This is a genomic window from Chitinophaga sp. sic0106 (genome assembly GCF_019219075.1).
Classification (GTDB): Bacteria; Bacteroidota; Bacteroidia; order Chitinophagales; family Chitinophagaceae; genus Chitinophaga.
Window position 1 is genome coordinate 375,655 of the sequence record NZ_JAHUWJ010000005.1, and the last position, 16,275, is coordinate 391,929.

Consider the following 16,275-nt stretch of genomic DNA (forward strand, 5'->3'; position numbering starts at 1 on the left):
CTATTCAAATTTGAAGGCCACAATTTTATCTTCCGCCCAGTAGCCGCCACCGAAATTGTAGAGCTGCTGATAAAATCCCGGGCTACCGTTCACGTTTTGTCCGGCGATGTAGCCGTATGTTTTATCGGCTCCGGTTTTGTTTTCCAGCAGGATAGTACCGGTGAGGATCGCGTAGGTAGCGCCGGTGATCAGACAGCCGCTGGCAAGGTTGCCGCCAATCACATCTTTGGTAGGGGTAGTAGAGCCCGGAGCATCAGAGAAAGTGGACCTGAGCCAGCAGATGCCGCCGGAAGTACCGTTGGTGCTCATCAGCATCGTCACTATTACCGCATGCTTGCCCGGTGATAATTTTATGGAGCTGCCGGTAGCTACAAATCCAGCCGAATTTGGTGGAATAGATACCGGGCCTTTAATAACGCCAATGGTTACACTGCCGCTTACTTTGCCGGATGGGCCGGTAGGTCCCATAGGTCCTGATGGCCCCTGGATACCTGTAGCACCTTGTGTCCCTGTACCCGGGTCTCCTTTAGGTCCCGTAGGTCCTGATGGCCCCTGGATACCTGTAGCACCTTGTGTCCCTGTACCCGGGTCTCCTTTAGGTCCCGTAGGTCCTGATGGCCCCTGAGTACCTGTAGCGCCTTGTGTACCTGTTCCCGGGTCTCCTTTAGGTCCCGTAGGTCCTGATGGCCCCTGGATACCTGTAGCGCCTTGTGTCCCTGTTCCCGGGTCCCCTTTAGGCCCCGTAGGTCCTGATGGTCCCTGAATACCTGTAGCGCCTTGTGTACCTGTTCCGGGGTCGCCTTTGGGCCCTGTAGGTCCTGATGGCCCCTGAATACCCGTAGCGCCTTGCGTGCCTACACCCGGATCTCCTTTTGGTCCAGTAGGTCCTTCAACGCCGGTAGCGCCAGGATCTCCCTTAGGCCCTGTAGGTCCTTCTGGTCCCGTGGTACCCTGCGGCCCGGTGGGGCCGGTGGTGCCCTGTGGTCCGGTAGGCCCCGTAGGGCCGGTAATACTGTTTGCAATAAGTGTGACCCACCCCGTAGGACCTGTTACGCCAGTTACGCCCTGTGGCCCTGTAGGTCCGGTAGCTCCTTGCGGTCCTGTAGGACCTGAGGGTCCCATAGGTCCCGTCGGACCCTCAGGCCCCGTGCTACCCTGTGGTCCTTCTGGTCCCGTGGTCCCTTGCGGACCTGTAGCGCCGGTGGCTCCCGGCGTATCAGCAACATTTTGCAGCTCTTCTGTAGCCATAATAGGTGAGGTTGTGGGATTTATAATTTGGAGTATGTTTAAGTATTATCGGGGAATCAGGATCGGTTCCTGCTGCGGGTAATTTCTGCGCAGCCAGTCCAGCTCGGTACGCTCCGGCGTTCGCTGGTACCAGCCATTGTCCCAGAGGTCATACAACATGTTGAAGTATTCCTGGTACATCAGCGCCACCCGGTCCACACTAAAATTTTCTATCGCCCAGCTCCGGCAAGCTTCGGGATTAATCGTGTCAATATTTTCAGCGGCCCAGCAAAACTGATCGAATGTCCGGCAACGGTAGCCCGTTACCCCATGCAGTATATTCTCTCCAAATACCCCCCAATCACTACTGATAACAGGTGTGCCGCTCATGGCCGCTTCTATACTAACGCCGCCAAAAGGTTCTATGTAGTAGGTAGGCATGAATACTGCACGGGCTTTGGAAAGCAGCTCTTTTCTGGTAGCCACATCTGCAAAGCCAACATGTTCTACGTGACTGTCTCTGATAAATATCTGCTCCTGCTGATTTTCAAGGGTGCCCTGGCCCGCAATCAACAGCCTGGCGCCTATTTCACGGGTGGTTTGTACGGCTACATCCACACCCTTACGATGTGTGATCCGACCCAGGTACAAATACCAGTCTTCCTTCTGATCGGAAAAGGTGAAGTCGGCCGGATCAAAAAAGTTAGGAATCACGGCGTCATACCAGTTCCCGTTGCGGATCTGATTAAGTCCATATACATGCGCCATCCAGGTGTAAGATTCAAACACCCGGTACCTGGCAAAAATACTTTCATAGCCCACGCCTGATTCCACTACCATCATATCCTCCCCGAAAGCTTTTGCAATGGGTTCATGCCCCCATCCCCAGGCGCAAAGCAGGAAATCCTTCGGCTGCTGACGTGCTTTGATAGCTGCAATGGATTGCTGAAAAAAAGTCTGGTGGTAGTGATCCTTCGTATCAAACCGAAACTGCTCCGTGTGAAAGTTAGTCGCATAGTGCTGCTGTCGCAAACTTTCGGTTACCACGGAAATATGTTCGGTGCAAAGGGGATTACTTCCTTCGCAGCCATAATGATACACCTCATGTCCTAGCCTGGTAAGCATTGCACAGAGTTTGTATACTTTCTGGGTATATGCACAACTGATATAATACTGATTGGTGACCGTATGAGGGATACCGGGAATGTGAAATCTCATGGGATTCGTTGTGTTTTCTGGATAGTAAGGATCGTATTTTGAGGCTACTATTTTTTTCCGCTGCTGCCATTCACACTATTCGATAATAGATGCACCAACATCGTCTATAAATTTCATCTATTTTTTTTCATTTACAAAATAGATAATGAAAAAGGGGGAAATGCTCAAATCATACCCCGTGTTTTCACGGGTAAGTTTTTTTTAGGGGAAGACATCAATGCCGCTGCACTACAGTTCCAAGTAGTACCTTACTGTTACACGGTAAATCTGCCCATCCCTGCAACGGCAGACGCGAACCTTAGTTTGTACCCGGCTGCATGCGCCTGCCAGCCACTTTTGCATGAACTTGTAGCTTTTGTGCAATCAATTGTCGATATCGCTTTTTAGCAACCTTTAACGTAACAAATCCCCGCACAGGGATGTTTATCTTTTTGCATGATACAACCAAATCAATCGGTCGGCAGACTCTGCCACGTCATATTAACCTTACGTAAATAAAATAGCAGTAGTTATGAGAATAACCGTTACAAAGATCTGCAGTGTTTTGCTGACGGGGATATTATTTATCTCCCTCACCGCAAAGGCGCTGCCACAGCAAACAGATCCGGTGAAAGGTATAGTAAAAGATTCCGCAACAGGAGAAGCATTGATAGGTGTAACTGTGAGAGTACAAGGTACCAGCGCCGGCACTACCACCGGTCCTGATGGTTCTTTCACCGTCAGGATTCCCGCATCCACAGGCACTCTCGTTGTATCCTACCTGGGATACGTAGCTAAGTCGCAGGTCGTTAATGCCGGACAAACTAATATTGATATCCTGCTCGCTAAAGATCAGAACCAGCTGGGAGGCGTGGTAGTAGTAGGGTATGGCACCCAGCGTAAAAAGGATGTGACTGGCGCCATCGCCTCGGTAAAGGGTGAGGAGCTAGCCAAACAGCCGGTGCTCACCGCCACCCAGGCTATGCAGGGTAAAGTAGCGGGTGTGCAGATCATCAACTCGGGTCAGCCTAACACACAACCACAGGTGCGTGTGCGCGGTACCGGCTCGGTGATGGGAGGCGCCAACCCTCTCTATGTAGTGGATGGCGTGCTCACCGATGATATCCGTAATATCAACAACGCCGATATCGTAAGCATGGATGTGCTCAAAGATGCGTCCGCAGCCATTTACGGGGTGCGTGCAGCCAACGGCGTTGTCATCATCACCACGCGCAAAGGAAAAGCAGGGAAAATGGAAATCCGCTACGACGGACAAGCAGGCTTCCGCGAAGCGGCACACCTGGTGAAAATGGCCGATAGAAATCAATATGTCGACTACCTCAAAGATGCCGCCCCTTCCAAAGACCCCAATACCGACGCAGCCGCCTACGGGGGTTCCACCAACTGGTATGATGCCTTGCTGCGTAAGGCTTTTCAGATGAATCATAACCTGTCGGTATCCGGCGGTTCAGAAAAATATACCTACTACTATAGCGCAGGTTACATACAGGATGATGGCATCGTTAAAACAAATACATTCAAACGTTTTACGTTCCGTGCTAACAACGACCTCAATATCTCCGAAAAATGGAAATTCACTTCCCAGATTTCCTATTCAAGAGGCAGTGGCCAAAACGTTTCCCTTTTCGATATCTACGGCAACATTTATCGCGCAGCACCAGTTGTACCAGTGGAAGATGGCGGCCGCTATGGTAACACCTCCGCCTGGGGTAACGTGGCTAACCCTCTGTTACAGGTAGATAAAAAGAACTACCTGCAACAGGATTCACGACTACAGGGAAACATCGCGCTGGAATTTACACCGGTGAAATGGCTGAAGCTGCGCTCGGCATTCAACGCGGATCTGCGCTGGGGATACGACCGCGTATACAACTACCAATTCCTCAATGATGATAAAACTTTCCTGGTGGCCGGCGGTAACCAACGCCAGGATAACAGCAGACTACAAATCAATGATAGTCGCCAGCAAGGCTGGGTATGGGACAACACTGCCACCTTCGATAAATCATTCGGCAAACATAACCTGACGGTACTCGCCGGATCGGTCACAGAAGGCTTTTACAGCACCTTCCTGCTCGGTTCACGCATCAACGTGCCTGCACAAAAAGATCTCTGGTATCTCGACCTCGGTGATCCAAACGTACAATCCACCCTCTATAACCGGGGTGATAAATATGCACGGCAATCGTTCGTAGGCCGCGCTGCCTACAACTACGACGACCGCTACCTCATCAGCGCTTCCATCCGCGCAGATGGCAGTTCGAAGTTTAAAGAACGCTGGGGCTATTTCCCAACCGTAGGTCTGGGATGGGTGATGACAGAAGAGGCATTTATGAAAGATCAGAAAGTATTCGATTTCCTGAAGTTCCGCGCCAGCTGGGGCCGTTTAGGGAATGACAATATTCCAACCAACGCGTACATCAACACCGCAACGGTTAATCTCCCTTACTTCTTCGACAATAGCATTACGCAAGGTATTGCCCTGCAGGACACGAAAGACAACGGCCTGAAATGGGAAACCACCACTCAGTTTGATGTGGGATTTGAATATAGTCTCCTCGATGAACGCCTGAGCGGTGAACTCGACTACTACAGCAAAAAAACTTCTGATGCACTGATCGTGGTGAACATCCCCAGCATCCTGGGCGACCCGGACAACACTTTCATCACCAATGCTGCCTCGTTTAAAAATACAGGTTTTGAGTTCTCTGCCAACTGGAAAGATGACATCTCCAAAGACCTGAGTTACAGTGTGGGAGGTAATATATCTTTTAATAAGAATGAAGTGACCAACCTCGCCGGCGGACAAGCACTGCTGGGTGGTGGCGTAGGTCAGCAAAGCTATGTAACCCGCACGGACAATGGTCAGCCGGTAGCCAGCTTTTATGTGCTGGAATCATTAGGTGTGTACCAGAATCAAAGTGAAATTGACAGCGACCCCAATATCAAGAACGATCCTAACAAAGGCAATATCAGGCCCGGTGACCTTCGCTATAAAGATGTGACCGGCGATGGTATCATCAACTCCAGCGATCGGCAGTTTGTAGGTTCTTATCAACCTAAATACTTCTATGGTTTTAATCTCGGTTTAAAGTATAAAGGATTTGATTTCTCTGCTGACTTCTATGGCAGCGGCGGCAATAAAATCTACAATGGTAAAAAGGCCTTTCGTTTTGAGAATACCGATAACATTGAATCAGATTATGAAAACAACCGCTGGAAGGCGGATCGCCCTTCTGGTACTGATCCACGGCTGATTACCTCCAACCTGCCGGCATCCACTTATTTTGTTGAATCCGGCAACTTTCTCCGCTGCAATAACCTCACTATCGGTTATAACCTCCCGGAGCAAACCTTGAAACGTATCGGCATCAATAAATTTCGCGTGTACCTCACGGCGCAAAACCTGTTTACTATTATGAAGTTTACAGGCTTTAGTCCCGAGCTGCCTGGCGGTACTATCGACTACGATAACAGCATCAACAACCGTGTGAACACAGCCACCAATACCACTAACAACTCCAGCGGCATACTGGATGCAGGGATTGAGCTGAATGCTTATCCGATCACCCGTACGTTTGGATTTGGTGTCAATGTTTCATTCTAAAAAAAGTAACTCATGAATAAGATATATGCATTAGCCGGTGCCGCGTTTATCACAGCCCTGTTTGCCTGTAATAACTACCTGGATGTGAAGCCGCAGGGGCAGATTGATGAAGAAGCAGCTCAAGATGATCCGGGATCAGCGCAAAACCTGGTGACAGGTATTTACAATAATATGTGGGTGGGAAAGCTCCATGGTTTTCCGTTTATCGGTGTTACAAATATCGCTTCCGATGATGCCGATAAGGGTAGCAGTCCGGATGATGCGGCGCCAACGCAAGGGCAGCTGGATAACCTGACCATGGATGCGAACAACACTACATTTAATGACCTGTGGTCTGGTTATTACCAGGCCATTGCAAGGGCTAATAAAGCACTGGAAGCGCTGGAATCCTCCACGTCGCTGGATGCGGCCAGCAAAAGCCGTTTGCAGGGGGAAGCACATTTTCTGCGGGCTTACTTTTACTTTAACCTGGTGCGCATTTTTGGTGGCGTTCCCAAAATTGATAGGGTGCTGACGCCGGCTGAAGCGGCGCAGGATCAGTATCAAACCCGTGCCACTACGGATGAGATCTACCAGCTTATTATTGCTGACCTGGAATTCGGGCTGGTGAACCTGCCGGCGAAAGGAGGCAGTGGTAGTCAGGTAGGTCGCGCTACCAAAGGCGCCGCGGCGGGTATGCTGGCTAAGGTGATGCTGTACCGCCGTAACTGGCAGCGTGCCTATAGCCTCTCTGATTCTGTCATTACCGGGAAGGTAGGGCCTTATGTACTGGCTCCTGATTACGCTACCATCTGGCGGCAGTCCGGCGCCAACAACACAGAATCTCTCTTCGAAATTCAAACCGGTACCAATGCTACCTGCGATGCTGCGGTGGAGGTTTACAGCAACAGCCAGGGTCCGCGTGCCGGTGGCAAGCGTGGCTGGGCAGATCTGGGATGGGGTTTTGGTGGTCCTTCGCTGAGTCTGGTGAATGAATACGAAGCCGGCGATAAACGTTTAGCCGCTACCGTTATAAGGGTGGTTCCTGGTGGCACTGTGCTCTGGGATAATTTTCGTATACCCGGCAGGGATAGTGTAGAAAATGACCGCTACAATTACAAGGCGTATCATAGTCGCACCCAGGAGCTATTTTGCGGCAATCAGGACCGCCTGCCTAAAAACTTACGCATCCTGCGTTTAGGAGAAATATTATTAATTCATGCAGAAGCGGCGCTTGCATTGGGCAATGGCGGCGCAGCGGCTACGGATATCACGGCGTTGCGGGAGCGTGCCGGACTCACAGGCAAAGGCACCGTTACGCTTCAGGATATATGGCATGAAAGGCGGGTGGAGCTGGCCATGGAGCATGACCGCTATTTTGAACTGGTGCGGGAAGACGGCCTGGTGCCGGGAACAGCAGTAGCAGCATATACGAAGCATGGCAAAACGTTTGTGGTAGGAAAAAATGAAGTCTTTCCGATTCCGTTTACCCAGATTCAGTTCAGTCAGGGTAAGCTGCAGCAAAATCCAAACTACTAAGTATGACTTTAAAATCATTACTGACCCTGTGCTTGCTGGCAGGTATACTAACGGCCGGTGCGCAGCGTAAGAAGGAAGCAGCCCGGCCGCAGCTGGGCGATTCCGCCTTACTAACGTTGGTGCAGCAACGTACTTTTAACTACTTCTGGAAATTTGCGCACCCGGTTTCCGGGCTGGCACCGGAACGTACACCCACGCCGGAAACTGTCACCATTGGCGGTTCCGGCTTTGGGGTGATGGCGATTGTGGTAGGAGTGGAGCGGGGCTTCGTTACACGGGAGGAAGGGCTGGACCGGCTGCTGAAAATCGTGAACTTCCTCTGGAAGGCGGACAGCTACCATGGCATATGGCCACACTGGCTCAACGGCACTACCGGCAAAACGATCCCTTTTGGCCGTAAGGACGACGGGGGGGACCTGGTAGAGAGTGCGTTTATGTTCCAGGGGCTGCTGGCGGTGAAGCAGTACTTCAACCGCGATACGCCCAAAGAAACGGAGCTGCGTAATAAAATCACCTGGATGTGGAATGACGCCGAATGGAGCTGGTATACGCAGGGCGGACAAAGTGTGTTGTACTGGCATTGGTCGCCCAACAACGGCTGGTCCATGAATCACCAGATTCATGGCTGGAACGAATGCCTGATCGCTTACATCCTTGCAGTAGCATCGCCAAATTTTCCGGTGTCGCCAAAGTTGTACCACCAGGGCTGGGCGATGAGCAATTATTTTTATAACGGGAAATCATACTATGGTATCAAACTGCCGCTGGGCTTCGATTATGGAGGGCCTTTGTTTTTTGCACACTATTCCTTCCTGGGATTGGACCCGCGGGGATTGAAGGATCGGTATGCCGACTACTGGGAGCAAAATAAGAATCATACGTTGATCAACCGGCAATATTGCATTGAAAATCCGAAGCATTTTAAAGGCTACGGGCCTGACTGCTGGGGGCTTACGGCCAGTGATAACCATGAGTTTTATAATGCGCATTCACCCACCAACGATCTCGGGGTGATTACGCCAACTGCGGCGTTGTCGTCATTTCCGTATACGCCTGAATATTCCATGCAGGCCCTGAAGTACTTCTACAATAAGGTAGGGGACCGGCTATGGGGGGAATATGGTTTTTATGATGCGTTTAATGAGTCCGTTGGCTGGTATGATAATCAATACCTGGCCATAGACCAGGGGCCGATAGTGGTGATGATAGAGAATTACCGCAGCGGGCTGTTGTGGCGGTTGTTTATGTCGAATGTGGAGATTCAGGAGGCGTTAAGGAAGCTGGAGATGAGTAGTCCTTGGGTGAAATGAAAATAACAGATGGACCTGCAGGGCATGCCTTGGCGTTTTTTTAAGACGTGGATTATTCATAAACTTTGAACGCCTGCTTATCTTGAAAAAGAGTGTTATAATAAAACGCTGTGGCACTGCGTTACACTTGGTTGATAATTTCTTTAAAAATTAAACCAAGTCTATGAAAAAGCTATTATTATTTGTATTGATTTCCACTTCATTAACCATGGGCTGCACAAAGCAGTCCAGCACTCTCGATTCCCTTTCAGGTGCCAGCAAACAGATGACAGGTGCAAAAGTGGCCACTTCCTATGTCCCGATTGATTTTAGCCTACTGGATATTGGTGCACTGCACAACAAACATGTAATATGGCTACTAGACAGCATTCAGGGGCTCCCAAAGATGGATGACATCGTTGAAAACGGCAGGCTCTTCTTTGGCGGGATTGACTTCACTCCAGTAGAATTAACAAACGGACAAGTATTTCAATATACATTGTCTATCTCTAAGGAATTAGCATCTGTTGGTTATGATTTCAGAAATCTGCTTCATCCTAATGTCAGTGTTAATGTAAAACTGTATATCAACAACCTGCTTACAGGTATAGATAACAGCAATACGTTCAGTGAAATGCTTGATGTAATTAATTCTGTAGATACAGATGCTCAGCAAAATTTGACAGATGCCGATCTGGATATAATAAAGGGTACCTGCATCATAGCCAGATACTCTGCAGCACTATGGTCGCCAATAGCAGAAGGTGGCTTAGGCTATTATGACAAGGCTATGCAGCGCTTTCCTGCAATGAGACGCACCGGCGGACCAGGGCGGTTTGTAATTGGGGACGCTTCTGCTTCTGCACAATATTTTACCGGGCTCGGCATTGCCGCAATAGTTGGTTGGGGAGTGCCAGGTGCTAATGCTGCAATATTAGGTGGATGGGCTGTAGCTGCTGGCTTAGGTTCCTTATGTACCCTCGTAGGCGCAGATACTGTACCCGTGCCAGGTGAGCCGGAAAATATCAGGTATGATCCGCTACAGAAGTCACTGATATTTGAAGTTACTCCATTCAAATTAGAATTTTAGTATGAAGATTTTAGGAAAAATTAATGTCAGGAACTTCCTGATCCTTACCTTGATAACAGCTACCGTCTTCTACTGCGTATATGGATTACTAACGGATGGTGAATTGTATTGGATTAACAGAAGAGCAATCGTAAGCCTTATTAGTGGTGTTATTGCAACCTTAGCCATTGGCTTCCTTGGACTAAAACGTCCCAATAAAATTGTGGAATAAGGACTAGAATCAACTCGACAAGCAGCAAGAACAAGGATGGTGTTTTCCACTCCTGGTCAGTGTTTAAAATAAAAAGTGAGGCGGCAGGGTGAAGTCCCTGCCGTTTTTATCTGCATTCCGTACCTTCACCTTATGTTCAAACAACTGATCGCTCACTTGCCGCACTTAAAAGACCGCTTCCAAAAATACCTCGACCTGTTTGAGCCGATGGAAGTACCTGCGAAAACGATCCTGCTGCGTGAAGGTGATATTTCCAGAAAGGCTTTTCATGTACAAAGAGGTTGCCTGCGGGTATGGTTCAATCACCATGGCCGGGATATCACCTGTCAGTTTATGTTTGAAGGACAACTGGTTTCAATCGTGGATAGTTTCCGGACAGGTACGCCCAGCAACTTTACCATTGAGGCGATCGAGCCTACACTGGTGCACGTGATGCACAAGCAGGATTATGATGCCATGATGGCGGACCTGGGGCAGGATAATGATTTTTTGCGGCAAATGCTGGATGTGGTTTTTGAGCGGCAGTTGCACTACATGCGGGAGTTATGGTCGTTTATCCGGGATACCCCGCAGGAGCGGTACCAGCACCTGTTGCGCGACCGTCCTCAGCTGGTCCAGCGGGTGGCGCAGCATTACATCGCTTCCTACCTGGGCATTACGCCGGTGCATCTGAGTCGTATCCGTAATAAGATAGCCAGGGAAAATCCGCCATCCGTTATTTCTTAACAAATGTTATCGCCTGCCGGATGGCTGCTGCTGACCTTTGCTTAAAAAAAAGCAACAGATATGAAAGCAGCAGTAATAAATGGTTTCGGCGAAGTGCCACAATATCTCGATTTTCCGGCACCAATAGCGGCGGCAGGGCAAACAGTAATTCAGGTGAAAGCTGCCGTGCTGGAGAATTTTGACAAGGGGACCGCTTCTGGAAAACACTATTCCAGCAAGGACTTATTTCCTTCCTTTCCCGCTATTCCAGGCATCACCGGTGTGGGCACCACACCGGAGGGTAAGCTGGTGATGTTCCGCGACCCTCAGCCACCGTATGGCTCCTATGCAGAGCAGTCAGTGGCCGGCGTTATTATTCCCGTGCCCGAAGACATCAGTCCGGCGAAGGCCACGGCTATTCCACCATCAGCCATCACATCTCTCTTACCACTAAAATATACCGCTAAACTGCAACCGGGAGAAACGGTGTTGATACACGGTGCTACCGGTGTATCGGGTCGTATAGCCGTGCAGGTAGCCAGGTTGTTAGGGGCAGGGCGCGTTATTGGTACGGGTAGAAACAAAGCCTCACTTGAAATAGTAAAGCAGTTGGGTGCCGATGAAGTGATTGATCTTAATCAGCCGGAAGAGCAGCTGGAAGCGGCATTTGCATCATTGGGAAGTATCAATGTAGTCATTGATTTCCTATGGGGGCGGCCTGCGGAACTACTGATTAACTCTTTTATGCCCAAAGAAGCAGGGTTTGCCAGGAGAGAGATCAGGTATGTGCAAATCGGTACCAAGGCGGGTTTTGATATTACCCTTGCGGGTGCGGCCCTTCGTACGTCCGGATTACAGTTGATGGGCATGGGCAGGATGGACTTTGCAATAGTACTGGAAGAGCTCCAATACATATGGCAACTTATTCAGGATGATAAGTTGTATATGGAGATAGAAGAGGCGCCTTTGGCAGATATTGCAGCGGCCTGGCAGCGGAATGACCTGGCTGGTAAAAGGCTGGTGATCGTGCCGTAGTGACACCAGGATATTCTATTTTGAAAATCTCGCCATTTATGTAAATTTGTTCTATTGTAGTACAAAACTTATTCTAAATGGTTAACGGGATTAAACCAATTGCTGCCAAATCGATGGCGGAGAGAGTAGAAGCCAGCTTGCGCGAATACTTCACCAAAGAAAATTTTAAACCGGGAGATCCCCTGCCAACAGAGCTGGAACTGGCGGCAGCCCTGGGTGTAAGCAGAAACGTAGTGCGGGAAGCCCTCAGTCGTTTTAAGATGCTCGGCATCATTGAAACGAAGAAAAAAACAGGCATGGTCATTTCCAACCCAGATATCGTAGGGACTTTCGAGAAAGTGCTAAATCCCGAAATCATGGATGAGGCCACCCTGCAGGATTTATTTGAACTGCGGCTGGTGCTGGAAATGGGTATAGCAGATCTGTTGTTTCTCCGCAAAACCGACGCCGACCTGGACGAGCTGGAAGAAATAGCAGCCCGGGAAGTAAAAGATAAAAACTTCCGGATCAGCACGGAGATTGCCTTCCACGGTAAGCTCTATGAAATGACCGGCAACAATACCATGAAGCGCTTTCAAAACCTCCTGCTCCCTATCTTCGGCTATGTGATGAAACTGGAAAATAAGAAATTCGTTTCCGGTAAAGTCACCCACCAGGATTTGGTTAAAATACTACGTAAAGGAACCGTGAAGGAGTTTAAGGAAGGGATGCTGTCGCACCTGCAACCGCACTTCGACCGGTTAAAATAGTCTTCATTAATCCGATAATTTATGAAAAGAACCAGGGCCTTTAGCCCTGGTTCTTTTCATTTAATCGGGAGCGGAAGGCTCCCGATTAAATGAAAATTCAAAAGATAATTTTGAAATAAAAAAACAATTCCTACATTTATTATGTAGAACATAACTACTAATACTATTTTTACGTTATGAAAATTTGATTCCACGCTCAGCATGCGCGGCCGCGCCTAACTGTTTTCGTGGTGAGGGGAACCTATACTCATTACACACTTAAACTCACGCAAATGAGGTTATTGAAACTTTGTTGCTGCCTCTTTTTACTACTGGGAGTAAAAGAAAGCTCCGCACAAAACGGCGGATTAATCGTATCCGGCACCGTAAAAGACTCCGCCACCAAAGAACCACTCATCGGAGTCAGTATAGCCGTAGCCGGTAAAGCCGGAACAGGCACCGCCACCGGCGCCGACGGCCACTTTACACTTAAACTGGCATCCGGCAATGAAACACTGCTGTTTCGAATGATGAACTATGCCACCAGATCAATCCCGGTTAACAATCGCGCCAACATCGACATTATCCTGGCATCTTCTTCCTCCCAATTGGGAGAAATTCTCGTAGTAGGCTATACAGAACAATCTGTAAAAAAGAACACCGCCGCTATCTCCAAAATGGATATAGCGGAACTGAAAAACAATCCGAATCCTAACCCGGTGCAAGCCATGCAGGGAAAAATCGCCGGCGTATCCATTCCCATCAACCAGGGCCAACCCGGCGTTGGCGCCTCCAACATTATCATACGCGGTGGTACCAAACCCAACGTATACGGTACCGGCCTGGGTAACAACAACGGCGCCCAGGTAGGCAGCGTGGAAGGTACCAGTCCACTCGTAGTGGTAGATGGAGTTTTCCGCTCCATCAACGATATCAACCCGGATGATATCGAATCCATGCAGGTCATGAAAGACGCCGCCTCCACCGCTATCTACGGCGCACGCGGCGCCAACGGCGTAATCGTAATCCGCACCAAAAGAGGAAAACTCAATACCCGGTCCACGGTTACACTCAACCATCGCACCACCTGGGAAACCCAGGCCCGCGACTACGACTACCTCTCCGCCGCGGAATACCTGCGACTGGCCCGCACTACCGTTGCCAACACGGACGACGCCCTGGATAAAAACAACCTGCTGTATAACGCCGGATTTTCCGCCGGTACCAAACTGTTCACGCAAAAAGGACAATTCGGTAAAAGCACCTACCTCACTGCGCTTTATGATAACATCGTGCAGGTGGAAGGACAAGCCTACGTCGATAACCTCCTCGCCAACGGATGGCAAACCATGGAAGATCCCATCAATCCCGGCAGCAAACTGCTTTTTGCGGATAACCACTACCAGGATATGCTCTGGAACACCGGTATCAGCAACCAGGATAACGTTACCCTCAGCGGAGGTACGGATAAGGCCGACTATAACTTCTCCATGGGATACACCAACCAGAAAGGCGTACTCGTAGGCACCAAATATCAACGATACAACGCACTGGGTAATTTCGGGTACCGCGCATCGGATAACCTGAAGCTCGACTTCATGATCAACTACCAGAACGTGATACCAAATTACGTGGATGCTTACCAAAACGACCTCGTTCGCGCCATCCGCATCACACCACTGATCCGTACCTTCAAGGACAACGGCGATCCCGCACTGGGAGAGCTTTACACCGTGCGTAACCGTTTTCATACGTTAAAGTATGACGATATGCGCACCAATACGGAACGAATGGTGAGCAGGGTAGGAGCCGATCTCACCATCACCAAAGGCCTCCACTGGCGCCCCTCTGTATCCTACGTTATTGACGACTATACGGAGCTGTTCATGCGCAAGGCCACTCCGGCGGATGAAATCCAGCCTGCCCAGCAGCGCTGGAAAGATGATTACACCAACGCCTCCCGCCAGCTCATGCTGGACCAGGTATTGCAATATGATTTCAGCCTCCGCACAGACCATCACTTCAGCGCACTCGCCGGCATGAACTTCACCCGTAATACCAACCACAGCAAGGATATGGGTTCACAACGTGCCGCTAACGATTACGTATATACGATAGAGGAAGATCCCACCACCAGCATCAACGGACAAGTGGTCAGCAACGTAATGGATTTCCGCACCGCCCTGGGAGAGTCAAGGTCCGCCAGCGTTTTCGGACAGTTCAGTTACGATTATCAAATGCGCTACCTGCTTGGTGGCTCCCTGCGATATGATGGCTTTTCTAACTTTGCACCTGGCAACAAATACGCACTGTTCCCATCCCTGTCCGCCGGATGGAATATTGACCAGGAAAAATTCTGGCACAGTAACCTCGTGAGCAGTCTGAAACTCCGCGCCAGCTGGGGCGCAGCAGGCTTAAGCGGACTAAGCATCGCCGATACCTACGGCGCGTATAGCAATGTGAGCTATGCGCTGAATTCGGGAATATTACGCGCTGGCCTGTCCAACCCCAACCTGCGCTGGGAATCCACTGTAACGACAGACATAGCCATTGACGCGGGGTTGTTTAACAACCGCCTTAACGTCTCCCTGGATTATTATAATAAACTTACCAATGACAGACTAACCACCAAGCCGCTGCCATCTGAAGCGCCATTTCCTGATATTACCTACAACAACGGTTCCCTGCGCAACCGCGGGATAGAAGTAGCGGTTGGAGGCACTGTCATCAAATCAAAATCATTCAGCTGGAACGCTAACCTCACCTTCGCGTATAATAGAACTACCATAACGGCACTGCCGGCAAATGGTCGCGCTAAAAACCGCCAGGGTGGCGATGTTATCTATGATAAATCCAGCAAGTCATTGGTAGAAGCCGGTGGTCTTGCAGTGGGCGAACGCCCCTATGCCATCTATGCTTACAATGTGCTGGGCGTGTTTGCTACAGATGAAGAAGCGGCAGCATGGAACAGTCGTGTAAAAGATAATCTGGCATCTCCTCAAGGAATAAAAGTAGGTAAACGCGGCGGCGACTTCATTTTCGAGGATGTAAACAACGACGGCGTAATAGATACGAAAGACCAGGTATTTATCGGTTATCGCAACCCGGATAAAATGGGTGGCCTCCAGAATACCTTTACCTATAAAGGCATTGCGCTACGTGTAAACGCTGATTACGCTATCGGCCATATGATCAGCAATGGCGCCCTTGCACGTTCTATGGGCCAGGGCCGCGCCTTCAACGAAGGAGCACCCGCACAGGCACTCGCCGGCGATGTCTGGAAACAACAAGGGGACCAGGGTATGAAATATGCCCGCTTCTCCTTTGCGGATTATGACTACGGTCAGCGCAACTATCTCCGCAATGCCACGCTGGGTAACAATAACAGCTACAACTCTGATGTATCCGTGATGTACGAGAAAGGCGATTTCCTCGCCCTGCGCGAAATCACGTTGTCGTACGATATACCCGCAGCCATCCTCAAACGTGCAGGAATTTCCGGACTCAATATTTCCGGTAGTGTGTACAATGTGGGTTATCTGACTGCGTATAAAGGCCTGAATCCAGAGATATACAGCGGCTTTGATCCTGGTGGCTATCCACGTCCGCGACAATTTTCACTGGGTGCTAACCTGCGTTTCTGATCA

Annotated in this window: 10 protein-coding genes; 8 read left to right on the forward strand and 2 right to left on the reverse strand. The window is 49.7% G+C overall.

Annotated elements, in window-relative coordinates:
• Together KW844_RS10530 and KW844_RS10535 are read right to left on the reverse strand one after the other, a co-directional pair.
• Positions 1–1,248 (reverse strand): hypothetical protein, encoded by a 1,248-nt coding sequence (locus tag KW844_RS10530; protein ID WP_218376677.1) that lies wholly within the window; start codon positions 1,246–1,248, stop codon positions 1–3.
• A gap of 45 nt (positions 1,249–1,293) precedes the next feature.
• Positions 1,294–2,445, reverse strand: a complete 1,152-nt coding sequence (locus KW844_RS10535; RefSeq protein ID WP_218376678.1) for a glycosyltransferase — start codon at positions 2,443–2,445, stop codon at positions 1,294–1,296.
• Between the two features lie 511 nt (positions 2,446–2,956).
• Here KW844_RS10535 and KW844_RS10540 point away from each other — a divergent pair.
• From KW844_RS10540 to KW844_RS10575, 8 genes are all read left to right on the forward strand, one after another.
• On the forward strand, positions 2,957–6,052 hold the full coding sequence (locus tag KW844_RS10540) for a TonB-dependent receptor (RefSeq protein ID WP_218376679.1): 3,096 nt from the start codon (positions 2,957–2,959) through the stop codon (positions 6,050–6,052).
• A gap of 12 nt (positions 6,053–6,064) precedes the next feature.
• Entirely contained in the window at positions 6,065–7,570 is a 1,506-nt protein-coding gene (locus KW844_RS10545; protein ID WP_218376680.1) for a RagB/SusD family nutrient uptake outer membrane protein, read from the forward strand.
• A 2-nt stretch (positions 7,571–7,572) separates the two neighbouring features.
• The gene (locus KW844_RS10550; RefSeq protein WP_218376681.1) at positions 7,573–8,880 is read left to right on the forward strand and encodes a glucoamylase family protein; all 1,308 of its coding nucleotides are present in this window, start codon (positions 7,573–7,575) and stop codon (positions 8,878–8,880) included.
• A 163-nt stretch (positions 8,881–9,043) separates the two neighbouring features.
• Positions 9,044–9,949 (forward strand): hypothetical protein, encoded by a 906-nt coding sequence (locus KW844_RS10555; protein ID WP_218376682.1) that lies wholly within the window; start codon positions 9,044–9,046, stop codon positions 9,947–9,949.
• Between the two features lie 343 nt (positions 9,950–10,292).
• On the forward strand, positions 10,293–10,886 hold the full coding sequence (locus tag KW844_RS10560) for a Crp/Fnr family transcriptional regulator (protein ID WP_218376683.1): 594 nt from the start codon (positions 10,293–10,295) through the stop codon (positions 10,884–10,886).
• Between the two features lie 60 nt (positions 10,887–10,946).
• Positions 10,947–11,900 carry a zinc-binding alcohol dehydrogenase family protein gene (locus KW844_RS10565; RefSeq protein ID WP_218376684.1) on the forward strand — a complete coding sequence of 318 codons (954 nt, stop codon included), beginning with the start codon at positions 10,947–10,949 and terminating at the stop codon, positions 11,898–11,900.
• Between the two features lie 77 nt (positions 11,901–11,977).
• Positions 11,978–12,649 (forward strand): FadR/GntR family transcriptional regulator, encoded by a 672-nt coding sequence (locus KW844_RS10570; RefSeq protein ID WP_218376685.1) that lies wholly within the window; start codon positions 11,978–11,980, stop codon positions 12,647–12,649.
• A 272-nt stretch (positions 12,650–12,921) separates the two neighbouring features.
• Positions 12,922–16,272, forward strand: a complete 3,351-nt coding sequence (locus KW844_RS10575) for a SusC/RagA family TonB-linked outer membrane protein (RefSeq protein WP_218376686.1) — start codon at positions 12,922–12,924, stop codon at positions 16,270–16,272.
• Positions 16,273–16,275: the final 3 nt, after the last annotated feature.